This is a genomic window from Thiomicrolovo immobilis (assembly GCF_039645955.1).
Lineage (GTDB): Bacteria > Campylobacterota > Campylobacteria > Campylobacterales > Sulfurimonadaceae > Thiomicrolovo > Thiomicrolovo diazotrophicus.
Map to the genome: position 1 here is coordinate 2,347,807 of NZ_CP147916.1, position 24,922 is coordinate 2,372,728.

The window sequence follows — 24,922 nt, forward strand, 5'->3', positions numbered from 1 at the left end:
TTAATCCGCCTTTCTCGGAGCACGACCGCGGCGCTCACGCTTATCTTCTTCTTTAGGTTCCGGCTGGATACCTTTGGAGAGGACTTCACCTTTGAAGATCCAGACCTTGATACCGATGATGCCGTAGGTTGTATGCGCTTCGGCAAAACCGTAATCGATCTTGGCACGGAGCGTATGCAGCGGCACGCGACCTTCGCGGTACCACTCGGTACGTGCCATTTCAGCACCACCGAGGCGGCCAGCGACGGCGATACGGATACCCTTGGCACCGGCACGCTGTGCGTTCTGCATTACTTTCTTCATCGCACGGCGGAACGCAACACGGCGCTCCAGCTGTGTCGCAACGTTCTCAGCAACGAGCTGCGCCGCGATCATCGACTTTTTCTCTTCTTTAATGTTGACGGCAATGTCTTTGCCGATCAGGTTCTGAAGCTTTGTTTTGAGCTTCTCGATATCAGCACCTTTTTTACCGATGATGATACCCGGGCGTGCTGCGACGATAGTGACGCGCAGACGCTTGACCGTACGCTCGATGATGATGTTGTTCACACCCGCATAGTAGAGTTCCTTTTTCAGGAAAGTACGGATTTTGTGGTCTTCGCCCAGGTTGGCCGGTGCGTTTTTGAAATTCGGATACCAGCGGGACTCCCAGTTACGGTTGATGCCCAGACGGAATCCGATCGGATTGACTTTCTGACCCATAATTATTTACCCTCTACTTCTACTAAGATGTGTGCCGTCGGTTTGCGGATCCCGCTTGCCATACCGCGAGCACGCGGACGGAAGCGCTTGAGAACCGGACCGTTGTCAACACGGCAAGAAGTGATCACACAGTCGCTGGCATCGTTGCCGCTGTTTGCGACAGCCGATGCGACGACTTTAGAGATGATCTTCGCCGCTTTGTTCGGCGTGAACTCCAGTGCAGCGATCGCTTCTTCAGCGTTCATGCCCTGGATTTCGCGTGCGATGAGGCGAGACTTCGTCGGAGAGACGCGGATAAATTTCAACAGTGCTCTTGCCATGCGTTACCCTTTTCTCTGTACAGAGCCCTTGTGGCCCTTGAATGTACGTGTCGGAGCGAACTCACCGAGCTTGTAGCCGATGTGGTTCTCTGTCACGTAGACCGGTACAAACTGGCGTCCGTTGTGGACGTTGAGTGTCAGACCGATCATATCCGGCAGGATCACGCTGCGGCGTGACCATGTCTTGATAGGCTTATTGCTCTTCGCTTCTTTGGCTGCGAGCACTTTTTTCATCAAATGGTCGTCTACGAACGGACCTTTTTTTACTGAACGTGCCATCGATTAACCTTTCTTACGACGAGTGATAATAAGCTTATCGCTCGCTTTTTTACGACGCGTTTTCGCACCCTTGGTCGGTTTACCCCACGGAGTAACCGGGTGACGACCGGAGTTTGTCTTACCTTCACCACCACCGTGCGGGTGGTCAATCGGGTTCATCGCGGAACCGCGCGTCTGCGGACGGATACCCATGTGGCGTGTACGACCGGCTTTCGCGAAGACGATGTTGCTATACTCTTCGTTACCGACAGTACCGACAGTCGCCATACACTCGCCGAGGACGTAGCGCATTTCACCGGAAGGCAGACGCAGGGAGACGTACTTGCCGTCACGACCCATGATCTGAGCGGAAGCACCGGCAGAGCGGACCATCTGGCCGCCTTTACCCGGCTTGAGCTCAACATTGTGGACGGTAGTACCGACCGGAATGCTCTTGAGCTTCATCGCGTTGCCCGGCTTGATGTCGAGGCCTTCGACTGCAGCTGCAACCGTGTCACCGACGCTCAGCCCTTTCGGCTGGAGGATGTAACGCTTCTCGCCGTCTGCATAAGTGATCAGTGCGATGCGGCAGTTACGGTACGGGTCGTACTCGATCGCGGCAACTTTGCCCGGGATACCGAACTTGTTGCGTTTGAAATCGATGATACGGTAGAGCTTCTTCGCGCCGCCTTGCTTGTGGCGGGACGTGATGCGTCCGTTGTTGTTACGACCAGCGTGTGCCGGCAGCTTGACCAGCAGAGAGCGGACAGATGCCTTTGCTGTGATGTCACCGGAGTCGATGTTTGTATAGAAACGGCGACTCGGGGTAATTGGTCTGTATGTTTTAATTGCCATGATTACACCGCCATCGATTCGATTGCCGCGCCCTCAGGCAGCTTGACATAAAACTTTTTATAGTCGTTCTGCTTGCCCATGACACCGCGGAAGCGTTTTGTCTTACCGCTTTGGTTCAGTGAGTTGATACGTGTCGGGATGACACCGAAGTACTCGCGGAACACCTCTTTGAGACCGGTTTTGGTCATGCGCGGGGATGTCTGAACAACGACAACACCCTCTTCCTGCAGACCAAGCGTTTTCTCAGTGTAAACGATTGATTTAATATCTGTAATATCAGCCATCTTAGCTCTCTTTTGTCAGATTTTCCCATACCGCTTTTTCGATAACGACTGCGCGGTATGCTGATGCCAGGAATGCATTCAGTTCATTCTCTTCAACCAGGTAAGTTGACTGGATGTTACGGAAGGCCAGGAACGTGTTCTCATCAACGATGGACTTGACGAGCAGTGCGTCACGGACGCCCAGCTTGTCAAACATCGCCTTGGCATCTTTCGTTTTGCCTGATGCGATCTCGATCGAATCAACGATGAAGAGTTTGCCTTCTGCCGCCAGAGCGTCAAGGGCAAAGTTCAGCGCAAGCTTCTTCTGCTTCTTGTTGACTTTCTGGTCGTAGTTACGGCCTGTGTTCGGACCGTGAACGACGGCACCACCGACCCATACCGGGGAACGGCGTGAACCGGCACGTGCACCACCGCGGCCCTTCTGTGCCCACGGCTTCTTACCGCCGCCGCGCATCTCGGAACGAGTCTTCGCAGAAGCTGTATCGGCACGCAGACCTGCCTGGTATGCTTTCACATACAGGTAGAGGTTGTGCGGATTGATACCTGAAAAGCTTTCCGGCAGTGCGAGCTCGGATGCTTTTTCAAAATTTTCATTCAATACGATAGCGCTCATTTAACAACCTTTACACGACCCATTGCACCGTTTGCGCCCGGGATAGAACCCGCGACGACGAGGATGCCGTTTTCTGCGTCGTAAGAAATCACTTCGTTTTTGACGGTGACTTGCGTGTTACCGTACTGACCTGCCATTTTGCGGCCCGGCATAACGCGGCCCGGCCACTCACAGTTACCGATTGAACCCGGACGGCGGTGGAAACGTGAACCGTGTGCTGCAGGACCCCCTGCAAAGTTCCAGCGCTTCATAACACCGCTGTAACCGCGACCTTTCGTGTTGAAAGAGGCTTTGACCACTTTCGCTTCACCCAGGGAAGCAGTCTCGAGGTCACCGGCTTCCGTGTTGCTGACAGTCAGCGTCACGAAACGGTTAAACTCTTTGGGCAGATCATATTTCTTCTGCTGACCTTCGATGGACTTGTTCATCTTTTTGCCGTCATTGTATGCAACGATCGCGCGGCCGTTCTCGACTTCGCAGACCTTTGCCTCTTTGACTTTCAGAAGCGTTACCGGAGTGCTCGGAACGCTGATAGTACGGCTCATACCGATTTTTTCAACAATAAATTCCATTGTGCTACTCCTTACTTGTCCATCGAGCGGACTTCAACATCCACTTCCGGCGCCAGATCAAGTTTCATCAGAGAGTCGACCGTGTCCGGCGTAGCGGAGACGATGTCGATCAGACGGGCGTGCATACGGATCTCGAACTGCTCACGGCTGTCTTTGTTGACGTGAACGGACTTAAGAACCGTATATTTACGGATTTTAGTCGGAAGCGGGATCGGGCCGCGGATTTCCGCGCCCGTGCGCTTAACTGCTTCTACGATAGAACCAACCGAACGATCCAGTACACGGTGATCGTACGCTCTAAGTTTCAAACGAATCTTTTCCATTATTTTTCCTCATAAAGAACTCGTTGGATCAGGTCCAACTATTATAAAGGGAGCGGAATTATACTGAGATCACTTTCCAAATTCAAGGGTTTTAGGGGGGTTCGGACGAATTTTATCCAAATTTATTTCCTTTTTAAAAGGAAGTGATAAAATCATATTGACAAAACAGAGGAGCAACGATGACCGAACTGCTGGAAAAATTCTACCGCCAGGACCTCCATGCCGGCGGATACGTCGAACGCAAATTCTCCCCGCCGGAACACTCCTTCTATCTCAGCGGCATCCCCCTCAGCGGCAAGAGCATGCTGATCAAGCACTATCTGCTGCAAAAGAAGAAGGCCTCCTACCTCTACGTCGACTGCAGCGATATCCGTATCGACACGGAGCGCTTCAATGCCCAGATACGCTCGTTCTGTAATACCCACGAGATCGCCACCCTCGTGCTGGACAACTACCGGCCGGCGCTGCTGCTTCCCTCGGTCACGCAGCTGATTCTGATCGGCCGGGAGGTCCCCGAAGCCGAGGGGTTTCCCCACTACCGTCTCTTCCCCCTCGATTTCGAGGAGTTCCTGGCGTTCGAGCGCAAATACGATGAAAGCGCCCTCAATGACTTTTTGCAGCTGGGAGGGCTGCCGGTCATGCACAAAACCCCCTCCGAAGAGCGCCACCCCCTGCTGCAGCGCGCCTTTAAAGAGGCCCTGGGCGACATCGGTTTCGACCTGATGCTGCTGGCCGCGCGCCTGCACACCCAGAAGGTTTCCGCCTTCATGCTCTACGAGCGGCTCAAGAGCGAGCGCAAAATCTCCAAGGACATGCTCTACCGCCACTATGCCAGCATGCTCTCCGAGGGGTATCTGCACGCCGTGGCGAAGTTCGGCCACCCCCGGGCGACCAAAAAGCTCTACCTCTGCGACATCGCGCTCAAAAACGCCCTGGTGTTCCAGAAGCACTTCGGGCGCCTTTTCGAGAATATGGTGCTGACCGAACTCGCCAAACACCACGGCGAGGTATTTTACGAGGAGCAGATCGACTTCTACCTTCCCGAAAGCAACCGCGTCATTCTCTGCATGCCCTTCGGGACCAAGGAGATCCTCTTCAAAAAGATCGAACAGGCCGAAGCGTTCATCGTCACCCACGGCGTGCAAAGGGTCGAAGTCGTCACGATGAGCAGCGAATCCTCCCTGCACCACCCCTTCGTCGAGGCGGAGATGATCCCGTTCGCGCAGTGGGCGCTGGGCGAAGAGGAGTAGTCCCATCGTTCCATCACGATCTGTTGTATAATAGACTCAAAAACGAAAGGCAAGGATGAAGGGCATTTCACTCCTGCACCTCTCCAAACATTTCGACAAAGCCGATGACTTCCGGCGGCGCTTGCTGCGCCTGCTCTATGACAACCTCTCCGGGGCCACCATCGTCATCTGGTTCAATGCCTCGCTTTTTGTCTACATCCTCTGGCCCGTGGCCGACCATACGCAGCTGGCGGTCTGGTACGCCCTCCTGACGGGGGTCACACTCCTGCGCCACCTGGACACCCGCCGTTTTTTCCGACAGGAGACCCCCCCATACGACACATGGTATCGGCGGCTCTTTATAGGCGTCCTCTTCTCCGCGCTCATCTGGGGGAGTGTGCCGCTGCTTTTCTTCACCGAAGTCACTCCCACCTACCAGATGTTCATCATTATCATCATCATCGGGATGAGCGCCGGGGCGCTCAGCACCCTGGCGGCGGACCTGCGCCTCTCTTTCATCTACCTGTTCGGTCTGCTGGTCCCGCTGGCCTACCGTCTGCTCGACGAAGGTTCCCCGATTTTTGTCGCCTCGTTTGTCCTCCTCCTCGCCTTTATCGCCGTCGTGCTGCATACGGCCCAGGAGTTCCACCGCAGCCTCGTCGAAAGCTACCGTACCCTGGAGCTCTACCAGAACACCAAAGACCGGCTCGGCAAAAGCGAAAAGCGGCTGCAGATGATGTTCGATCAGACGCCGATCGGCATCTTCTACTACGATACGGACCTCTTCATCATTGACGCCAACCGCGCCCTGTGCAACTTCCTCCAGGCACAGCGCGAGGAGCTGATCGGTCTCAGTCTCCGGGATCTCCCTGACCAGCGCCCGCTCCAGGGGGCCTACCGTGACGGCGACTACACCCGCCGCGCACTGTATGAAGGTCCCTACCACACCAAACTCCGCGGCCTGGACCTCTGGATCAAAGTGGAATTCACCCCCATCGTCGACGACCGGGGTGAGATGGTCGGCGGCATGGCAATGTTCACCGACAAGACCCAGGAGCACATGGCGATGAAGCAGGCGAAGTTCCTCTCCTTGCACGATCCGCTCACACAACTGCCCAACCGGGAACTGCTCAAAGAACGTATCCGGCAGCTGCTCAAAGAGGACCGGCGCCTTGCCCGCTTCTCGGCACTGCTCTTTCTCGACCTTGACCGCTTCAAACATATCAACGACACGGCCGGGCACCTCGTCGGCGACCGTCTGCTCATCGAATCGGCCAAACGACTTGACGCGCTGCTGCGTGAAAGCGACACCCTCAGCCGCCTCGGGGGAGACGAGTTCGTCATCCTGCTGCCGCTGATCGCCACCGACGAGGACGGCACCGTCCGCCATGCGTTTCAAGTCGCCGAAAAAATCCATGAGGCCCTGCGCCGCCCTTTCCATATCGAAGGGCATCAGCTCTACACCTCATGCAGCATCGGCGTCACCACCCTAGAGAGCGCCCCCGAAGATATCGACGAGGTGCTCAGGCGCGCCGATACGGCGATGTACCAGGCCAAAGCGGAGGGGCGCGACCGTACCCGGTTCTACGATCCGGAAATGGACCAGAAAGCCCGCGATTACCTCCGAACGCAGCGGCGGCTCCGGCACGCGATCGAAACGGGAGGCTTTACCCTCGTTTACCAGCCTATCGCCCACATCACGACCGACAACGTCGTTGCCGCCGAAGCCCTGCTGCGATGGCATGACGAGATCGGCAACGAAATCCCGCCCGCGCACTTCATTCCGGTCGCCGAAGAGTCGGGGCTGATCAAAGCGATCGGCGAATGGATCATCAACGAGGCGTGCCGGCAGATCGGCGCCTGGCAGAAAGCGGGACTATTCTGCCTTGATTACGTCTCCATTAATATCAGTCCGCGGCAGCTGATTGAGGGCGACTTCGCCGACCTCGTCGCCGAGAACATCCGGCGCCACGGCATCGCCCCCGAAACACTGCGGCTCGAGATCACGGAGACGGCGCTGATCGAGAATTTCGACAAAACGAAAAGACTGATCGACACGCTCAATGCCCAGGGCATCAAGTTCATCATCGACGACTTCGGCACCGGCTACTCCTCCCTCTCCTACCTTAAGCAGTTTGCCTTTTCCGCCCTCAAGATCGATCAGAGTTTTATCCGCGATATTCTGCATGACCCCAAGGATGCCACCCTGGTGCGCGCCATTATCGATATCGCCCGCCAGTTTGACTACCAGGTGATCGCTGAAGGGGTCGAGGAGGATGCACAGCGCGAGATGCTGCGTGAGAACGACGACGCCATCGCCTACCAGGGCTACCTCTGCAGCCAGGCGGAAACGGCCGAGGCCTTCGAGAAGCATCTGCACAGGAAGTGCGGTTAGCCGAGGGGGCTTCGATCCTTCAGTGCAGCGGATAACGCTCCATCGTGACGGCCTTGATGCCGGTCGGGGCACCTATGGCCACTTCCCGGTGCACATTGAGGGCCGGGGCAACGTGCGCATCGCGTCCATAAATGTAGCTCTGGTCATCAACGATCACCTTGTAGGCCTTGTCCAGCATCAAAGCCCGCGCGGGCGAGGGGATGATCAGCCGGGAGACATCGCTGTGCAGCGCTTCGATCTCAGATGGTTTCAGGCTACCGTTCGCATCGAAAAAGCGCGCCATGACCTCATCGTTGCCGCGGAATTCGTCCCCGGCATGGTTGGCTTCTAGGTAGAGCGTGTACTCATAGCGGCCGTCGGCCAGCATCGGCTCCTTGATATGGGCAAAACCGCTGTCCGACTGGCTCCAGTGGTACCACCCCATCTGCTTCGCCCCCGCGCCGAATTTACGCGGGAAGACAAAGGTGCTGTCAACAATGGCACCGATCCCCGAATGGCAGCCGATGCAAAAGAGCGTCTCCTCGTAGGTCTGGGGCCGCAGGTAGCCCTGCTTATCCTCGATGAAGCCTTGATAAACCCATCCCAGTCCCGTATTGAGGCCCGTCTCTTCATTACCGGTGATCGTACGCAGCCGGTTGGGGAAGTCATCTTTGTCCTTGATCTCCGCCTGGGCCGCGTTGGAGAGCTGCGGGTAGGTGTTCCAGGCGCTCTTGCGTCCGTAACGCAGCTCTTTCATCCGCGGGGCCATCCCGACGCTGCCGTTGGCATCCACGTCGATATAACGCACCGTGTGCAGGAACTCCGTCTGTTCGGGGTAGAGGCCCGGCGCCATGTGCAGCGCGTTGTCGATCTGCGCGTCTTCGGCCCGCCCGACGTAGTACATGGAGTAGTTGTAAAAGCGCTTCGTTTCAAAATCGTACGAGGGCGCGGCCCAGCGGTAGACGACCTTTGTCGCCCTGTCGAGGGTACCGTTTTGGTTCAGGTCCACCCCGAACACCTTCTCGTCCACCGGCTCGATCGCAATGTCGCTGCGTTTGATCAGCGCCTCCACGACGGCGAGGTTGACCTTGTAGACCTCTTTGTCAAAGACGCCCTCCTTGTTCTGCCGCATCACTTCCGGCAGCCGGATCAGCACATCGTCCGTGGAGCCGTTCGTCGGCCAGAAAGTACCGAGGAAAGGGTAGTAGGCAAAGGCCCGCCAGCCGGAATAGGCACCCTTCGGGTCACGGTCGAACCCCTCCCCGTCGAACGCGAAGTAGCAGTCGGGGGTAAAGCCGCCCCACTTCCCGTCATGGTTGTAATCCCAGGCATCCGGAACATGTTTCAGGATCTCGCCGAGCATAATGCTCCCGTTGGCGTCAAAGTAGTTGTCCCCGCGGACATAATCGAGGATCGCCGCATCGGAAACGGCGGCGACGGCATCGGTACGGTCGCTGAAGAGGTTGGTCCACGGGTTCTTGTAGGTCGCTTCGCTGAAGCTGTAGCTCTCCTGCAACGCCGCATCGTCGATATAGTTGGGTTCCACCGAATTGGTATGGCAGCTGAAACAGGGGTTGTGCGTGTTCCCGCCGCCATCCTCCGTTTTCGTGTAACACTGCGACGTCACATAGGCGCCGTAACTGTTCTTGACGGTCATCGCCGTCACGTCCGTAAAAAGCTGTTCCGTTTCATAGAGACTCGCATTCACCTCGGGAAGAGGTGTTGGCGTCGCATTGGCGTCACCCGCCGGGGTATCGCTGCTGCAGCCTGAAAACAGTAAAACAACTGCCAGAAGATAAGAGGGGTATGTCATATTTCTTTCCTTGCAGACCGTACGGAGGAGGCGGTACGGTCTGCACGAAGAGAAGGCGGAAAGCCCTCTCCGATCGCCGGGGGCGATCAGAACTTGAACGGTCCAAAGACACCGACGAAGGACTCTTTTTGCGCATCCGTCGCCTGGCCGACGAGGCCGTACTCCGCGTCACCGGTAGAGACTTCACCGAAGGGGTGCTGCGTGACGACGGTGAGGTAGTCGTAACCCTTGACGTTGCGCTCCCAGTACGGAGACGTTGTCTCGGAACCGTACGGCGTGGAGATGATGCGGGTCATCTTTTCGCTAACGACATCATAGGCCCAGACAAAGTCATTCGGGTGGTAGCCGGTGTCTTCGCCGATCGCCAGGATGTTCTGTCCCGCGAGATAGGTCACGTTGTCCGGGTTGGCGATGCCGCTGGCCGCACAAGTGTAGCTTTCATAGGCGGAACCTTCCGGGTAGCTTGCCGGCGCACCTGCGACAACCCCGTACATGTTGCTGACGACATAGTTACTGTCGATCTTGCTCTGCACCGTATCATAGGCTGCCTGACTTTCGCCGTTGATGTTCAGGCCGTAAACCGCGCCGCACTTGTTGTCGCTGAGCTGGACGTCGCCCTCGCCATCCGTCATCCCTTTAGTGACCTGGCTCATTGCTACGAACAGGACACCGTGATCAGGGTCAAAGGTGATCCCCTCCTCTTTTCTGAACTCGGTCGTCGCGCCCTTCATCGCAGCGTAACGGCGTGTTTCGAGGAATGCTGCTGCTTTGTCCATACCGGTTTTGACCTGCAGACACTCTTTGCCCATCGCCGTGTTGACGTAGGTATAGCCCGGGTTACAGGCATCGGCAACAGGCGCTTCGTAAGCAAAAATGTCGCTGAAGACCGGCTCGCCGGCAACGATCGTCCGGATTTCCGCATCCGACGCGTGCCCCAGTTTGATCCACATCAGGTCGGCTTTGCCGGCACCTTCGTCGGAGGTCTGGATCCATTTGGCCGCGTACAGTGTCCCCGCGCTCAGATCCTGCGCTGCATCGGCAATATACATGTAGAAGCCGACGTTCGTGCCGTCGTCAGAGAGGTACGCCGTACGCTCGTCCGGCATGACGTAGGCAAGTTCCCATGCCGCGCGGCCCATGCTGAAGTGTTTTGTATAACCGAAGACCGGTGTCGCAGCAGACGCGTCAACCGTGACTTCCGGGATCCAGCCGTAGAAGTACGGGTTGTTGTCCGCCGTGGCGTTCGCGTTGTTCTCGTCATTCCAGTAGAACTTCGTCACCTCGTTGAAGCGGGAGTTGCCTGTCAGCTTCGTGGAAGGATCGAGCGTATCCTCGATTTTTTTCGCATCGGGTTCATACTCTTCGGAGCCGAGGTGCGATTCCCACGGCGTTGTCATACCGGCACAGTGGACCCAGCCGCCGAACTCCGCTTTCTGGCTGATATACTGCATGGAGTCCGGTTTGACGGAGAGCGTACCGTTGTTCTGCTGCAGCTCCATCCCGTACATGCCGCCGATGCCGCATTCGAACTGGTTGACCATGAAAATACGGCCGTTGGCGCGCAGAATGGAGGAGTGGTCCAGACCCGAACCGTCACCGCTGTTCGTACCGTTACAGATATACGGGCTGCCGTCGGTAAAAGCGATCGCCGCGTCCGTATGGTCTTTGAGCAGGCCGAAAGTCTCGCCGTTGTTCACATCCGCCGTCGCCATCAGCTTCGTAAAGCCAATCGTCGCCGTCTTGCCCGTTTCAAGGTAGGTCACGCTGTCCGTTGCGCGGAGTGAAGACTTCTCCTCATCGAGCACAGGAGCGCTCAGCTCCGAAAAAGAGAGCAGTGTCGCTTCGTTCGTATTCGGAGTAATGCCGTCAACGCCGTTGGAGCCGTCTTCGGTACAGCCGCTGAGCATCAGCAGTGCTGCTGCCGAGGCGGATAACATGATCATTGTTTTATCAAACTTCATCGTCCAATCCTTGTTTAAAAAAGATGGCGAATTGTAGAAGGCGAATATTACGCCCGCGATGCCGATTGATATCGCCAGCGTTACGGCAAGGATACGTTTTGAAAACATTCGTTTCTCCCTAGTAGCTGGCCTGCCACTCCAGGTAGAAGCGCTCGCCGTAGGGACCGAACGCGCTGCTGTCACTGCCGAAACCCAGCAGCATACCGGCCGTGAAGGTATTGTGGTCGTTCAGGGTGTAGGTCAATGACGGTGCGACGAAACGGCTGCTCGCCTCGTCGAAACTCTCTATATAGAGAAACGACCCGCTGAAAGCGAGGTTGAAATCGTATGTCAGAGTCGTCCCGGCGTAAAAAGGGGACTGCACCATATTCCCAACCAGTTCATCGGCGTAGTTGTCAAGCAGCTGCGTATAGGTGAAGGTCTCGGAACTGTAGAGTGCTTCAACGACCCAGGTGATGCCGTTCTCGAACCCGTAGTCGAACCCGGCGATCCCCTGGAAAAACTCGGTGTCCAGGAGGTCGCTTTTGAAATACCCCCCTTCGCTCCGCCACTCCGCCCCGGTACTGAAAAAGTTCCCTTCAAGCTCATACCCGATCATCAGGGTATCTTCGCTGCGGATAAAATCGAGTCCGACATCGGCGAAGGCCAGATACCCTTTGGCGCGGGCAGCATACTTGAACGTGCGGTCGTGGCGGACGGATGCGACGGCAGTGACGGTGCTGAGGTCACTGGGGGCATAGCTGTAGGTCGCCGCCAATACACCGTACACCTCGTCGGGTTCCAGGGCATAGCTGTTTTTCGCGTTATAGAGGTCCGTCGGCGTCCAGATCCGCCCCACCCCCATGCTGATCTTCTGTATCCCGGCGGTGATCCGCTGCACACTGTCCTCGTAGCCGCCGTAGAGGCGGTAGATTCGTGCATGGGCAGCCCCAGGCCCGTAATGCTGCGCTTCGGTGCGCACTTCGAACGGGATATCCGGCCGGACCTCGTCAAACAGCGCGAATTCGTCGCTGTGCACATACCCATTCCCCAGGTAATTGACGACGTCACCGATACCCGTCAAGAAATAGGCCCCGCTGCGCCAGCCGCCGCTGAGCCGGAGCCGGTCATAGTCATAGGTGTACGCCGTGTTGTCGAGACCGGAGTGCTGCTGCAGCAGGAAATTCGTATTCTCGATCGTGAAGGTCGTTTCCGCCGCCTGCAGCGGCAGCAGGACTGAAAGCAGTACCGACCCAGCCCATAGCCGCCAAAGGGTCATGGCACGACTTGCCCGTCGCTGAGCTTGATGATCCGGCGGGCCTGTTCCACGACGTAATCGTCGTGAGAAGAGAAGAGGATCGTGATCTTTTCGACCGCGTTAAGCTGCTTCATCATCGCCATCAGGTGCTCGGAGTTGCGCGAATCGAGGTTCGCCGTCGGCTCGTCGGCCAGGATGAACTTCGGTTTTGCCGCCACCGCCCGGGCCACGGCGACACGCTGCTGCTGACCCCCGCTGATGTGGCCGGGCATGGCATCGAGCTTCTCCTCTATCTCCAGAAGACGTGCCACTTCCGCCACCCTCTGTTCGATCGCTTCGGGCGCAAAACCGCGCAGCTTCATAATGAAGCCGATGTTCTCGCGCACGGTGAGGACGGGTACAAGGTTATAGGCCTGGAAGACGAAGCCGATCTGCTCCAGGCGCAGCCGCGAGCGCGCCCCCTCGTCCAGGCCCGAGAGTTCGGTACCGTCGATGGTGATGGAGCCGCTGTCGACAGCGTCGAGCGCCCCGATAGCGTTGAGCAGCGTCGTTTTGCCGCAGCCCGACGGCCCCGTAATGACCCCGTACTCCCCCGTCGCGACGGCGAGGTCGATATCGCGCAGGGCGTGCACCTCGCGCTCCGTATCCTTGTAAAAATATTTGTTCACTCTGCGCAGTTCGATCATACCTGTATCACCTCGATAGGATTAAGCTTTTTGAGCCTTCGCAACGGCATCAGCACCGAAACGATCGCCGCGGCGACAATGGCCAGGAAGGTGTTGGAGAAGTAGCGGCTCTTGATATCGGCATACACGACGGCGTTGTAGCCGAAGGCCTCCAGACCCGCCGCGTATTCGCGCAGGTCGAGCCCTTGCGTCTGCAGGTACCACAGGGCGGCGTAGCTGGTGAACGCCCCCAGCACGAAACCGACCACGCCCAGCACCAGCGCCTCCGCGGCGACCTGGGTGCGCAGCTGCGACTGGGGCGTTCCCAGTGCGATCAGGATGCCGAACTCCCGGGTACGTTCCAACACCGAGACGAGCATGACGCCGAAGATCCCGATCAGTACGACGAGCATGACGATGGCGAAGGTGATGGAGTTGAAGATGACCATCATCTCCTGCATCTGCTGGAGCACCGGATAGAGCGTCTGCCACGTCTCGACCTCCAGCCCCGGGAAGGCGGCCTGTAGCCGCGCGGCAACCGCTTCCGTCTGCGCAGGCACCGCCAGCCGCAGCGCCACCTGGGTCGCGCCGTTCTCCCCCAGTCCCGAAAAGGTGCGGCTGCGCGGCAGGGCGACGTAGATCGTCTGGTTGTCGATAAGCAGGTTCGACGTCTGTACGATCGCCGTCACATAGAGCGAAACGGCGCTGATATCCCCCTGGGCGTTCTGCGACGAGAAGACCAGGCGGTGTCCCACCTCGACGCCCAGGTCTTCCGCCAGTTTCTTGCCGATGGCACAGCCGTTCTGCCGCCGGCCCCAATCGATCTTCCCCGCTTTGACGAAGCCGGAGAGCTGCCCGAAGCGCTCTTCGGCCTCGAGGTCGATGCCGACCAGCCGCCCCATCGCCGACTTGCGCGCCGTCGAGGCCAATCCGGTCTGCGACAGCCGGACGGAGTAGGAGGCGACCGCCGGGTCCGTCTCAAGCGCTGCCAGCAGCGGCCGGTCGTCGGCGATGGCGTACTCCAGGCTCTGGTAGAGCCGGAACTTCGGGGCATAGACGGAGATCTCGCCGCTGTCGCTGCGGATCGTGCTCTCGCGCATCGTTTTGACCATGCCGTCGTAAAGCCCCTCGATGGCGAGCATCGCCGTCATACTTCCGGCGATCATGAGGATGACGAGCCCGGAACGGCGGGCGCGGCGCCACAGGCTGTGCCACGCCATCTTCAGTGCCAATGCGAAGGTCGTTTTAGACATGGTGCATCGCCTCCACCGGGGTGTAGCGCTTGACGACCGCAATGGGGTAGAGGACAGCCAGCATATTGAGGGCAAAGACGACCCCCGCGTTCCAGCCGATGGTGAACCAGTCGAAACGCATCGGGATCTGGTCGTCGACAATGCCGTAATCACGGTACGCCTCCGCGATCCCCTCGATCACCATGGGGTGCAGCTCGAAATACCAGGCGATCGGCGCCCCCACTGCCACGGAGAGCCCGACGGCCGCGAGCGCAATCAGCAGCATCTCCAGCAGCAGCAGTGCGGAGACGTTCCGGGGGGAGAGGCCGATGGCGCGCAACATCCCCAGCTCCCGGGTCCGTCCGACGATGTTGAGGAAACTGAAGATCATGATGACAAAGAAGATGACGACAAAGAAGACCCCCATCGAGATGTAACCGAAGACGCTGTCCACCTCCATCGCCTCCACCTGCGCATGCATCAGCACCGTCCACGGCACGGCCTCGAGCCCCTCTGCCAGGCCAGCCTGCACCGCGTTGACCGTCTGCGGCAGCGCCGTGAGATCATCGACGGAAGCAACGATGTACGACGCCATATCCCCGCTCAGCATCAGGGTGTCGTAATACGCCTTGTTTACAAACGCGGAGGAGGCGTCAAATTCGAAAAGGCCCGTTTTGAAAATGCCGACGACCCGGAAATTCTCCGCGGCGAAGGAGTCGTCCGTCGCCGTGCCGATGAGCGCCACCGTATCGCCGACCCCCACCTTCAGCCTGACAGCCAATTCGCTGCCGATGTAAAGCGCGTTGGTGTCGTTGTCCTCGAGGTAGCGCCCCTCACGGCGCGCTTCGGCCATTTTGGAAAGCCGCCGCTCCTTTCCGGGGTTGATGCCGACGACCATCGCCCCGACGGAGTCCCGGGGAGTGGAGAGCAGCGCGAAACTCTCCAGGCGCGGGGCATAGGCCGCGATCCCCGCCGTGCGCGCCAACAGCGCCTCTTCCGCCGAGACATCGGTCAGCAGGTAGTCGTACCCCCCCTCTTCACGGTACCCTTTTTTATAGATATGCAGGGCGTTTTCATAGATGTCGAGGGCGCTTTTGAGCATATGTGCATGCGAACCGTCCATCAGGGCGACGTAGACGATAAAGAGCAGGGAGCTGAAAAACGTCAGCGCAAAGGTGACGACGGTCCGCCCTTTGTAATGGAGGATGTTTTTCAGCGCCAGTCCGAACATCATGATCCCTAGCGCGAGTAGCGTTTAAGCGCCTGCTTCGTGAAATAGCTGCCGCTCACGCCCCGGTCGTAGACGACGTCGGAGAGAAGCACCAGCGTCTCGTTCTTCTCCTTGCCCTTCTCCAGCGGTTTGATCCGCATGACCGTCGGGACATGGTGGGTACCGAAGGTTTTGACGTCGCTGTAAAACATCTCCCGCACCTTGCTGCCGAAATCGTCGTAAAAGACGTCATGCATCTGGGTATACGTCTGCCGATCGATCGTCGAGACGATCCGTCCCCACACGACAGCGGCATCGGGTTTCGGGGTGAAAGCGATGGTCACCGTCTCCGCCGTCTTTTCGAGGATCTCCGCATCGTAGTCGTCGACCATCGAGCTCTCCTTAACCATATCGTCGTTGGTAAAGTCGCTTCCCATCCAGCTCTGCAGCATCATCGATGGCGGGATCTTGACGATGCGTTCGATCTTCGGCACGTACTGCCAGAGCTGCTTGTCAAGTTTCAGGAAGGTGATGCCGCGGTCTTTGGGCGGGTAAAGGATCTTCATAAAGCTCTTCGTCTTCCCTTCGGCCCAGCTCTCGATCCGCACCGTCCGCTTGTGCCGCGCCGAGGTGATGACCATCTCCAGCTTCATGTAGACGTCTTTACCGCGAAGATTGTCTTCCACTTTTTTGACAATGTCAGACGCCTCGGAACCGAACAGCAGGAGCGTCATCGAGAGCCAGAGCAACAGTAACCGCATCGCGCATTCCCTCCCCTCGTTTTACCGATTATAGCTATATTTGGGCCGGAACACCCTAAAATATCTAAATGGAAACAGCAGCACCCCTATGCGGGATCGACGAAGCGGGCAGAGGCCCCATCGCCGGTCCCCTCGTCATGGCGGGCGTCATTTTGCACGCACCGCTCGAAGGCCTGAACGATTCGAAAAAACTGACGGAAAAAAAGCGCGAAGCGCTTTACGCGCGCATTACGGCAAACGCGGCCTACCACATCGTGCGTTTTTCCGCACAGCAGATTGACGATGACGGCATCTCTGCCTGCCTCTCAAAAGGGCTCAAAGAGATCATGAAAGTGCTGGGGGAGGCCGACTACCTCTTTGACGGCAATTCGACCTTCGGGGTGAGCGGGCTGCGGACGCAGGTGAAGGCCGACGCTGACGTCCCCGAAGTGAGTGCAGCCTCCATCCTCGCCAAGGTCACCCGCGACCGGGAGATGGTCGCCCTGGCCGACACCTACCCGCAGTACGGCTTTGAAAAACACAAGGGGTACGGTTCGGCGGCGCACATCGAGGCAATCAAGACCCACGGCTACAGCCCCGTCCATCGCCGCAGCTTCCGCCTGAAAGCCCTGCAGCCTACGCTGTTTTAGCCGCGGCCTCTTTCGCCGATGCCATAAAGGCCCGGTACTGCTCCTCGATGTTCTCCAAGGCGAACGGTTCGCCGATGTGGATGTGCACTTCGTATGGCTGCTTGAACGGAGAAGCCTGGTACACTTTTTCGAGCTGGTCGTCGATATAGATCGGGACGATCTGCATTTTGTTCGCCTTGGCGATCTTCTCCGCGCCCGGCTGGAACGGCCCCACCCCCTCGCCGCCGAAACGCTCCCCCTCGGGGAACATAAAGAGGTTCAAGTCCGGGGCGACCTGGAAAATATGCTTGATCTTTTTAAAAAAGGCGAGCATCCCCTTGCCCGCTTTGAGGTCGACTGCGATGCAGCCGCTGTATTCGAAAAACTTCCCGTAGATCCTGTTATCGAGCAGTGTCTGCTTGGCGATCCACATCCCCGCCTTCTGCTGCGTGGAAAAGAGCGACTCAATACTGATGATGTCGAGCAGACTGCGGTGGTTGGCGATATAGAGCACCCGGTTCGCCTCGGGCAGGTCGCCGTGCATCACCGGCACGACGTTGAGGTATTCCAGTACGCTGAGCGAATAGTTCTGGCGCTCCTTCGAGAGGGCGTGATAACGGTCGTGTTCATCCAGCTGCGTGTCCAGATAGACGTGGCGGAAGATAGGAATGAACTTCTTCCCGAGCCAGATCATATAGAGATATTTGCGGAGGTTTTTAAACATGGCGGGTATTATAGCAGGTAATAACACAGAGAATCCCCCAGTGACAGGGGCATAAAACTGTCTCGTACTACTCTCATCGCAGCAGGATCGGTTTGACCCACTCCGGCTCGGCGTAGTCCACCTCGGGAAGGGTGTTCAGGCGGTTGGTCTGGTCGATTACCTCCCCGGCACCGGCGGGGGCGAAAAGGTAGATGCCCGCCGATGCGTTCACGGTCTGCATCAGTGTTAATCCCTGCGCGGCGGCGAAGGCTTCGGGCCTAACGTCCGGTTGCAAACGGATCAGGACATTCCCCGTCGCGATAAAGCGGTTGCGTTCGCTCCGGCGCTCTGACGTGTAAAAGACCCGGCGATATTCGGAGCCGGAAGAAGCCGTCTTCGCCGCCACCTCGGCCGGAGCGGCCTTCACGACCCGCTTGGCCGAAGCACCGGGGGAGCGTAAGAGTGCCATTTCATCCTCTGCGCGGTAAAAAACCATCGAGGCTTTTTTCGTCTGCAGTACCTGTTTGGTCATTACCGGAACCTCGGCCGTTGCCGCAACCGCCAGCAACCACCCCGCCATGATTATCATACGTACCATCATACTCATCCCTTAATGTCCCCGAACTTGCAGCGACCAGCTTTTAAACGTCCCCTCTGTACCGGCCCGGAGGTCTTTGACGGTCAGCGTCCATGTGCCGGCCGCACCCTCGTCAAGAGCGCGGACGGTGGAGAAGCGCCAGTTGGTGTAGGAGCCCTCGAGGTAGTAAGCCCCGCCGTATGCCAGATGGCTTTCCGTTCCCTCCGGTGATGTCAGACGGATATCAAGGTCCCCGGGACGGGCATGGTCGATGGTGACCCAGACATCGACATGTTCCACGCTCAATGCCTGCGTCTCGGTAATCGTGGACGTCACACCGGTGGCGTTCGCATCGGGAACCGTCGTATCCGCGATGTCGTTTGTCAGCTTCGGCAGCACGGTCTCCACGCCGAGTGAAGCAAACCCTTCCGCCTTGGCGACGGCGGCTGCGGCATCCAGCAGCCCGAAGCCGTAGTTGTGGTTAATATGCCACCCCGCACCGTTGGTCGTCCAGTCGCCGTCACCCGGGTCGTTTTTTCTGGCTGTCGTTGCGAGGATATAGCGTATATCGCGGTAGGTCAGGTCCGGGTCCGCACTGAGCATCAAAGCGGCGACCCCGCTGACCATGGGCACGGCCGCCGACGATCCATTCATATAATTGGTATAGTCGCCGTTCTCATTGCCCGGAACATCAAAATAGACCGGGAGATTCGTTTTGGGATCGAGACGGTACGTTTCAACGAAGCCGGTCGATTCAAACCCGTAGTCGTACCCGGTGTAATCCGTCGTCACAATCGCCGCTCCGTTTACGGCATCATACTGCTCACCGAACTCGCCGCCCGGCGCCGCGAGCAGAACATTCGCGCCGAAATTGGCATAGGAGGAGTAACTGCCGTCCTTATCGGTGGCCGTCACGGTAATAACATAGGGGTTGTTCGCGACGCCGGCGTTGTTGGCATTACCGATGTGCAACGGGGAGTAATCCGAATTGCTGCGGTCGTTCCCCGCGGCCATGACGTAGATGATCCCTTTCCCGCTGCGCCCCTGTTCCGCCCCTGTCTGTAACCCGTCGATCAGCGTCTGGTCACCATAGAGAATTTCGGAGGGGTCGCCCCAGCTGTTCGAGGAGATGTCCATCTCTTTGGAGAGCGCTTGGATCAGCGTAACGTCCGTCAGCGGCGACTGCGAGAAAACATTATAGCCCGCCAGCTTGACAAACGGGGCCACCCCTTTGACACCGACACTGTTCCATCCCGAAGCGGCGACGAGACCCGCGCAGGCCGTCCCATGCGCAGAGAGGTAGGGATCCGTAGCGAGCTGGTTCGCATCGGGCGACGGGTCGTTCGAGCCGTCAGACCAGCGGTAGCTCTTCGTCAGGTCGAGGTTCGAAGCCAGATCCGGGTGGACGGCTTCAATACCCGTATCGACCACACCCACGTAAATATTGCGGCGGCCCGCGTAGGACTCCCAGACTGAAGCAACATTGATGTCGTTCGGTTCTGTCGCATCCAGATGCCACTGATATTGGGTGAGAGGGTCTTCATAGACCCCGGTATCACTGCTCATGGGGTCGGTTCCGGCAAAAAACTCGCCGTAATCACCCAGCGCATCCCCGTCGCTGTTTGCGGCTGCCGGATTCGTGCCGACCAGCAGTTCGAAATCATCAAAAAGGGCGTCGTTGTCTGCATCGTGGAAAAGATGGGTCGTTCCCGCGAACAGCTCCTGGATCGTTGTCGACGCCACGGCATCCCCATAGGACTGCGAATCGTTCAAGAGGGCCACATCCTCCATCGCACCGCCTGTGGTCAGTTTTGCCGGGTTGAATGCGCTGAGCGCCGTCGACGGGGATGCAAAAAGAAATCCGGAGAGGCGGGCGAGCACCGATTTTATCTCCGTCTCGTCCGTCAGCCTCTCCCGCCGGATCCACTCCGCCGCAATCGTGGTGAAGGCATTCACCCGGACATTATTATTGAGCAGATCCGCCACTGTCACGTAAGCATATAGGCTACCCTGGACGGTTTTGACCGCTGCAGCGTCATACTGTCCATCGTCGTTCGGATCAATATCCTCACCCCCTGCAGCCTTCACCAGTACCAGCTGCGTCGATGCCAGACCGGGGAGCGAGACCGTAAATTTCCCGACCGTCTGCTCTGTGTACGGCACCAACGTCACATTGTCATCCATCAGGTCCGTTGCGGCATTGAATGGTGTTGTGACTGTCTGATATTGCTGCTGTCCCGCCAGGTCGGTTACGGTGACCGTTGCCCCGCCGATGGGGCCTAGAGCGACACTGTTTGCGACCGTCGGTCCGGGATCTACCGGGGTATCCGGCGTCGAGGAGCCACCGCCGGAACCGCAGCCGTGAAACAGCAATGTCAGCCCGAGAAGCGCTGCCCCGCTGCCTCTCATTACCCGATCAAAACATTTCTGTCTCACGTATCCCCTTTTCGCCATACTTTCAACTCATTATACTAGTCTCCTGGCAAATACCGTCACGGCCTCATGCCAAGGGTCAGAGTGATGTTGATGATAGTATATTATTTTATTTATAATAAAAAATTAATGTATGGATCAAAAGAATTTATGAGAGAAGATGCCGCGGAGTTGCTCCGGCACCGCTTCCGGCGGGACCAGCCCCTGCTGTGGCGGTGCGACTGCCAAAGGGCACTGCTGCTCTCCGCCGACTTGGAGCGTTCGACATCGAAGGAGAACAGGTCACCCTTACGGCGGCGGGATCAGGGCTGATAGCCGTCGGAGAGGGTCTTCAGGAAGGCGACGATCGCATCCTCCTGTTCCCCCGTCAGGTGAAGATCGCCAAGCTCTTTCGTATTGATATTCTCTGGAACTTCCGGCGCCGGCCAGCACCCCTGCGCCATGGCATCCGCTTCGGTGGTCATAGCGTTTCCGCACCGTGGCAGCACGTCACGCGTATTGTAGAAGTGAACGATCGATTTCAGGCTTTTGAAGTAACCGTTGTGGGTATAGGCCTTCACAAAGAGCGCGTCGGGCCGCTTGTCGACGTTGCGCAGCGTCGGCACCTTCTGCTTGCCTTCGTTTTCCGCCGCAAACGCCGCGTAATCCATGCGGGTAGCCAGGAACTCCCCCAGACCGCGGTCCGTCCATACGTAGCCCAGCGGGTTGTACTGTGCGTCCTGGGTGTAAAAGGGGTTCTCCGGGTTGCGGGGCACACCGAGATTGTCAAAGGTGTAATCGGTCAGGAGCGGCGGCGTGCCGTCCGTCCCTTCGTTCAGCACGTGGCAGTTCGCGCATTTGCCCTTGCCCTTGAAAAGGTCAAGCCCTTTGCGCTCCTCCTTTGTCAGTTCGGCCCTGCCCTGTAAATAGTAGTCATATTTCGACGTGAATGCGTTGACCTCATTCGATGCCTCGTAGGCGGCGATGGAGAGCGCAATGGCGTCAAAGGCACTCTCGACGCTCTCCGGCAGACAGACGCTCTCTCCCCATACGGACGTAAACAGATCGGCATAGAAGCCGCTGCATACCCCTGTCACGACGTCACCCGGTGTCGCAAGGGCCTGTTCAAGCGGGTTCAAAAAGGGACCCTGTGCCTGGTCCGCGGCGGGGTTGCCCAGCTTTTCACCCGTCGCACGGCCATTCCAGAAATTGCCGCCCATGAATACCGCCTGTTTCTGCTGCATGACATAATGCAGAATCGGGCTCAGGGTCGCGTACGCCGCGCTCGGCGGTTTCCGGTTGCCGAAACGCCCGGGGACCGATCCTTCGTAGACCGCGCCGGAGGCATTGGTGGCCGAGAGGGGACCGGTAAAGCCCGATTCGGGCGCATGACACCCGGCACAGGAGAGGTTCCCGTTGTATGAAAGGCTTTGATCGAAATAGATCATTTTACCCAGCGCTTCCTCAGGGCTCAGAGCGCCTGCCGTCGCCGACGCACTCAAACCCACTACTGCCAAACAGGCCACCAGCATTTTACGTTGCATAACACACCTCCTTATGGTTTCAGTGTATTATGCTCGCATCAAAATGAAAAAATAATGAAAAAAATCTATAAATGTTTTTTAACGTTCAACCATACTGCTCTATAGCTCCATGCTGGACAACAGAGACGGCGCCTTTTCGTAAGACTTTTTGGTTTTGGGGACATGCAGGCCCGCGGATCTGGCCGATGGGCCTGTGTGTACCGGCTTCACGAGTGCTTTTGCCAAATGTACAGATGAAACCGTTGCGTTTTTCGGTCAAACTGCGCAATATCATCAGCATGCCGTTTTTAACGGATAAATGCTCGTTGGAGGATCGTATTTTGGAAGTTGTTATGGGGGTGGCGGACAGACAGGGATTCGAACCCTGGGAGGTATGACCCTCGCCGGTTTTCAAGACCGGTGCATTCAACCAGCTCTGCCATCTGTCCACAAATAAAAAGTCGGAGTTTGGTGGAGGCGCCACCCGGACTCGAACCGGGGATCAAGGTTTTGCAAACCCATGCCTTACCACTTGGCTATGGCGCCACCGGTGGTGCCCGGAGCCGGGATCGAACCGGCACGATCGCAATGATCGAGGGATTTTAAGTCCCTTGCGTCTACCAATTTCGCCATCCGGGCTCAAGACACCAAAAAAAACCCCAACTCAAACCTCTGCTTTGAAGTCTAAGAAGTTTCAGTTGGGGTGTTTAAAAATAAAAATGGAGCGGGAAACGAGGTTCGAACTCGCGACCCCAACCTTGGCAAGGTTGTGCTCTACCACTGAGCTATTCCCGCATCTGTTGTTGTGGACCGAAATTATAGGCAAATCCCTTTCCAATGTCAAGGCTTTTTCGAGCTTTTGCCGAAAACTTCGCTATAATCTCGAAAATTTGCATATTATATATAGAGAAGGACTAATCTATGCGCAGCGATACAGTCAAACGCGGCTTCGACCGCACCCCGCACCGGAGTCTTTTCAGAGCGACCGGCCTCAAAGACGAGGATTTCGACAAACCGTTTATCGGGGTTGCCAACAGCCACATCGACATCATTCCGGGCCACTTCTTCCTGCAGGAGTACGGCCGTATCGTCAAAGAAGCGATCCGCGAAGCGGGTGGGGTCCCGTTCGAGTTCAACACGATCGGCGTCGACGACGGGATCGCCATGGGCCACGATGGCATGCTCTACTCCCTGCCCAGCCGCGAACTGATCGCCGACAGCATCGAAACCGTGATGAACGCCCACAAGCTCGACGCGCTCATCTGTATCCCCAACTGCGACAAGATCGTTCCGGGGATGATCATGGGTGCCCTGCGCGTCAATGTTCCGACGCTCTTCGTCTCCGGCGGCCCGATGGCGGCCGGCCACAAAAAAGACGGCACGCCGATCGACCTGGCTACAGCCTTCGAAGCTGTCGGCCAGCACGCCGAAGGCAATATGAGTGACGAGGAGCTCTACGAGATCGAATGCGAAGCCTGCCCGTCGGGCGGTTCGTGCTCGGGGATGTTCACCGCCAACTCCATGAACACCCTCTGTGAAGCGATGGGTATCGCCCTGCCGGGCAACGGTACGGTCCTCGCGATGACGCCGGAGCGCATCGAGATGGTCAAGCAGGCAGCCAAGCGTATCGTCGAGATGGCCAAGGCGGATGATCCGAAGTACAACCTCCGCAACGTCCTCAACGAAAAAGCGATCCACAACGCCTTCGTCGTTGACATGGCGATGGGCGGTTCAAGCAATACGGTCCTTCATATGCTTGCCATCGCGAAAGAGGCGGAGGTCGATTTCGACATTACCAAGATCAACGAGATCGCAAAAAACGTCTCGCACATCGCGAAGATCTCCCCGTCACTCGGCACCGTCCACATGGAGGACATCGGCCGTGCGGGCGGGGTCAATGCCGTCATGAAAGAGGTGAGCCGCCGCGGCGGACTGCTGCACCTGGACAACCCGACGGTCACGGGGGAAACGATCGGCGAACGTATCGCTGATGCTGAGATCAAAGATACCGGCGTCATCCACACCAACGAAAACGCCTACTCCCCGGTCGGCGGCCTCTCCATCCTCTTCGGCAACCTTGCTGAAGAGGGCGCCGTCGTCAAAACGGCCGGCATTGCACCGAGTATGCGCCAGTTCAAAGGCACCGCCGTCTGCTTCAACTCCCAGCAGGAGGCGATTGCCGGCATTATCGGCCACAAGGTCAAGCCGGGCAACGTCGTCGTCATCCGTTACGAAGGTCCCAAAGGCGGACCGGGTATGCAGGAGATGCTCGCGCCGACGTCGCTCATCATGGGGATGGGACTCGGCGAGAGCGTCGCCCTCATCACAGACGGCCGCTTCTCGGGTGCGACCCGCGGTGCCTCCATCGGTCATGTCAGCCCCGAAGCGGCCGAGGGCGGCCTGATCGGTCTGATCGAGGACGGCGACGAAATCGAACTCGACGTCGATACGCACCTGCTGCAGCTCAACGTTGCCGGGGAAGAGCTTGAACGCCGCCGTCTGCACTTCAAACCGCACAAGAAGGCCATCAGCTCCAAATGGCTCAAGCGCTACAGCCTGCTCGTCTCCAACGCCTCCAACGGCGCCGTGCTGAAGACGGAACTGGACTAAGTCCAGTCCGGCTCAGCATCTCGTCCTTCGCTTGCGTTGCCTTTTAAGGCTTATACGATTCGCAATTTAGTTGCTCACAT

25 protein-coding genes and 4 tRNA genes are annotated in these 24,922 nt (G+C 57.8%); 6 read left to right on the top strand and 23 right to left on the bottom strand.

The annotated features are described in order from the left end of the window. From rpsC to rpsJ, 8 genes are read right to left on the bottom strand one after another with little or no spacing between them, the layout of a single operon-like run. Positions 1-702 carry a 30S ribosomal protein S3 gene (rpsC, locus tag WCX72_RS12145; protein WP_231019350.1) on the bottom strand — a complete coding sequence of 234 codons (702 nt, stop codon included), beginning with the start codon at positions 700-702 and terminating at the stop codon, positions 1-3. Between the two features lie 2 nt (positions 703-704). After that, the gene (rplV, locus tag WCX72_RS12150) at positions 705-1,022 is read right to left on the bottom strand and encodes a 50S ribosomal protein L22 (RefSeq protein ID WP_231019351.1); all 318 of its coding nucleotides are present in this window, start codon (positions 1,020-1,022) and stop codon (positions 705-707) included. A 3-nt stretch (positions 1,023-1,025) separates the two neighbouring features. Next, positions 1,026-1,301, bottom strand: a complete 276-nt coding sequence (rpsS, locus tag WCX72_RS12155) for a 30S ribosomal protein S19 (protein WP_231019352.1) — start codon at positions 1,299-1,301, stop codon at positions 1,026-1,028. A 3-nt stretch (positions 1,302-1,304) separates the two neighbouring features. Continuing rightward, a complete protein-coding gene (gene rplB / locus WCX72_RS12160) occupies positions 1,305-2,135 on the bottom strand; it encodes a 50S ribosomal protein L2 (RefSeq protein ID WP_345969996.1) in 831 nt (276 codons plus the stop codon). Positions 2,136-2,137: 2 nt separating this feature from the next. After that, positions 2,138-2,419 (bottom strand): 50S ribosomal protein L23, encoded by a 282-nt coding sequence (locus tag WCX72_RS12165; RefSeq protein WP_231019354.1) that lies wholly within the window; start codon positions 2,417-2,419, stop codon positions 2,138-2,140. A gap of 1 nt (position 2,420) precedes the next feature. Continuing rightward, positions 2,421-3,032, bottom strand: coding sequence for a 50S ribosomal protein L4 (rplD, locus tag WCX72_RS12170; protein ID WP_231019355.1), 612 nt, complete (start codon positions 3,030-3,032; stop codon positions 2,421-2,423). Further along, entirely contained in the window at positions 3,029-3,604 is a 576-nt protein-coding gene (rplC, locus tag WCX72_RS12175; RefSeq protein ID WP_345969998.1) for a 50S ribosomal protein L3, read from the bottom strand. The genes rplD and rplC overlap by 4 nt, the downstream gene beginning before the upstream one ends. Before the next feature lie 11 nt (positions 3,605-3,615). Continuing rightward, the gene (gene rpsJ / locus WCX72_RS12180) at positions 3,616-3,927 is read right to left on the bottom strand and encodes a 30S ribosomal protein S10 (protein WP_345969999.1); all 312 of its coding nucleotides are present in this window, start codon (positions 3,925-3,927) and stop codon (positions 3,616-3,618) included. Positions 3,928-4,106: 179 nt separating this feature from the next. Between rpsJ and WCX72_RS12185 the strand changes: the two genes are divergently transcribed. Both WCX72_RS12185 and WCX72_RS12190 read left to right on the top strand, forming a co-directional pair. Further along, positions 4,107-5,177: an ATP-binding protein gene (locus tag WCX72_RS12185; RefSeq protein ID WP_345970000.1), complete on the top strand. Its 1,071-nt coding sequence runs from the start codon at positions 4,107-4,109 to the stop codon at positions 5,175-5,177. A gap of 55 nt (positions 5,178-5,232) precedes the next feature. After that, the gene (locus tag WCX72_RS12190; protein WP_345970001.1) at positions 5,233-7,551 is read left to right on the top strand and encodes an EAL domain-containing protein; all 2,319 of its coding nucleotides are present in this window, start codon (positions 5,233-5,235) and stop codon (positions 7,549-7,551) included. A 19-nt stretch (positions 7,552-7,570) separates the two neighbouring features. Here the strand turns inward: WCX72_RS12190 and WCX72_RS12195 are convergent, their stop codons facing one another. The 7 genes from WCX72_RS12195 to WCX72_RS12225 all read right to left on the bottom strand — a co-directional run bounded on the left by WCX72_RS12195 (position 7,571) and on the right by WCX72_RS12225 (position 16,409). Beyond that, complete coding sequence (locus tag WCX72_RS12195) at positions 7,571-9,343, bottom strand: hypothetical protein (protein ID WP_345970002.1); 1,773 nt, start codon at positions 9,341-9,343, stop codon at positions 7,571-7,573. An 86-nt stretch (positions 9,344-9,429) separates the two neighbouring features. After that, the gene (locus tag WCX72_RS12200) at positions 9,430-11,304 is read right to left on the bottom strand and encodes an alkaline phosphatase PhoX (protein ID WP_345970003.1); all 1,875 of its coding nucleotides are present in this window, start codon (positions 11,302-11,304) and stop codon (positions 9,430-9,432) included. A gap of 118 nt (positions 11,305-11,422) precedes the next feature. Beyond that, entirely contained in the window at positions 11,423-12,562 is a 1,140-nt protein-coding gene (locus WCX72_RS12205) for a hypothetical protein (protein ID WP_345970004.1), read from the bottom strand. Then, positions 12,559-13,227: an ABC transporter ATP-binding protein gene (locus WCX72_RS12210; protein WP_345970005.1), complete on the bottom strand. Its 669-nt coding sequence runs from the start codon at positions 13,225-13,227 to the stop codon at positions 12,559-12,561. Before WCX72_RS12210 ends, WCX72_RS12205 begins: the two co-directional genes overlap by 4 nt. Beyond that, positions 13,224-14,459 (bottom strand): FtsX-like permease family protein, encoded by a 1,236-nt coding sequence (locus WCX72_RS12215; RefSeq protein WP_345970006.1) that lies wholly within the window; start codon positions 14,457-14,459, stop codon positions 13,224-13,226. Before WCX72_RS12215 ends, WCX72_RS12210 begins: the two co-directional genes overlap by 4 nt. Beyond that, entirely contained in the window at positions 14,452-15,672 is a 1,221-nt protein-coding gene (locus WCX72_RS12220) for an FtsX-like permease family protein (RefSeq protein ID WP_345970007.1), read from the bottom strand. The genes WCX72_RS12215 and WCX72_RS12220 overlap by 8 nt, the downstream gene beginning before the upstream one ends. Positions 15,673-15,677: 5 nt before the next feature. Continuing rightward, entirely contained in the window at positions 15,678-16,409 is a 732-nt protein-coding gene (locus WCX72_RS12225; protein ID WP_345970008.1) for an outer membrane lipoprotein-sorting protein, read from the bottom strand. A 68-nt stretch (positions 16,410-16,477) separates the two neighbouring features. On the opposite strand from WCX72_RS12225, the gene WCX72_RS12230 reads away from it, so the two are divergent. Further along, the gene (locus WCX72_RS12230; protein ID WP_345970009.1) at positions 16,478-17,038 is read left to right on the top strand and encodes a ribonuclease HII; all 561 of its coding nucleotides are present in this window, start codon (positions 16,478-16,480) and stop codon (positions 17,036-17,038) included. Here the strand turns inward: WCX72_RS12230 and WCX72_RS12235 are convergent. The 3 genes from WCX72_RS12235 to WCX72_RS12245 form a co-directional block, all read right to left on the bottom strand. Continuing rightward, entirely contained in the window at positions 17,025-17,741 is a 717-nt protein-coding gene (locus WCX72_RS12235) for a lysophospholipid acyltransferase family protein (RefSeq protein WP_345970011.1), read from the bottom strand. The genes WCX72_RS12230 and WCX72_RS12235 overlap by 14 nt on opposite strands. A 73-nt stretch (positions 17,742-17,814) precedes the next feature. Next, positions 17,815-18,321, bottom strand: coding sequence for a hypothetical protein (locus WCX72_RS12240; RefSeq protein WP_345970012.1), 507 nt, complete (start codon positions 18,319-18,321; stop codon positions 17,815-17,817). Between the two features lie 9 nt (positions 18,322-18,330). Continuing rightward, on the bottom strand, positions 18,331-20,733 hold the full coding sequence (locus WCX72_RS12245) for a S8 family peptidase (RefSeq protein ID WP_345970013.1): 2,403 nt from the start codon (positions 20,731-20,733) through the stop codon (positions 18,331-18,333). Positions 20,734-20,880: 147 nt separating this feature from the next. On the opposite strand from WCX72_RS12245, the gene WCX72_RS12250 reads away from it, so the two are divergent. Beyond that, entirely contained in the window at positions 20,881-21,042 is a 162-nt protein-coding gene (locus WCX72_RS12250; protein ID WP_345970014.1) for a hypothetical protein, read from the top strand. Here the strand turns inward: WCX72_RS12250 and WCX72_RS12255 are convergent. Beyond that, a complete protein-coding gene (locus tag WCX72_RS12255) occupies positions 21,033-22,253 on the bottom strand; it encodes a cytochrome c peroxidase (protein WP_345970015.1) in 1,221 nt (406 codons plus the stop codon). The genes WCX72_RS12250 and WCX72_RS12255 overlap by 10 nt on opposite strands. Before the next feature lie 233 nt (positions 22,254-22,486). Between WCX72_RS12255 and WCX72_RS12260 the strand changes: the two genes are divergently transcribed. Beyond that, a complete protein-coding gene (locus WCX72_RS12260; protein WP_345970016.1) occupies positions 22,487-22,630 on the top strand; it encodes a hypothetical protein in 144 nt (47 codons plus the stop codon). Here the strand turns inward: WCX72_RS12260 and WCX72_RS12265 are convergent. The 4 genes from WCX72_RS12265 to WCX72_RS12280 form a co-directional block, all read right to left on the bottom strand. Further along, positions 22,593-22,681 (bottom strand) — tRNA-Ser (locus tag WCX72_RS12265). The genes WCX72_RS12260 and WCX72_RS12265 overlap by 38 nt on opposite strands. A 23-nt stretch (positions 22,682-22,704) precedes the next feature. Then, positions 22,705-22,778: transfer RNA gene (locus tag WCX72_RS12270), tRNA-Cys, on the bottom strand. 5 nt (positions 22,779-22,783) lie between these two features. Beyond that, positions 22,784-22,871: transfer RNA gene (locus tag WCX72_RS12275), tRNA-Leu, on the bottom strand. Positions 22,872-22,952: 81 nt separating this feature from the next. Continuing rightward, positions 22,953-23,027 (bottom strand) — tRNA-Gly (locus tag WCX72_RS12280). A 126-nt stretch (positions 23,028-23,153) separates the two neighbouring features. On the opposite strand from WCX72_RS12280, the gene ilvD reads away from it, so the two are divergent. Further along, entirely contained in the window at positions 23,154-24,842 is a 1,689-nt protein-coding gene (ilvD, locus tag WCX72_RS12285; RefSeq protein WP_345970017.1) for a dihydroxy-acid dehydratase, read from the top strand. Positions 24,843-24,922: the final 80 nt, after the last annotated feature.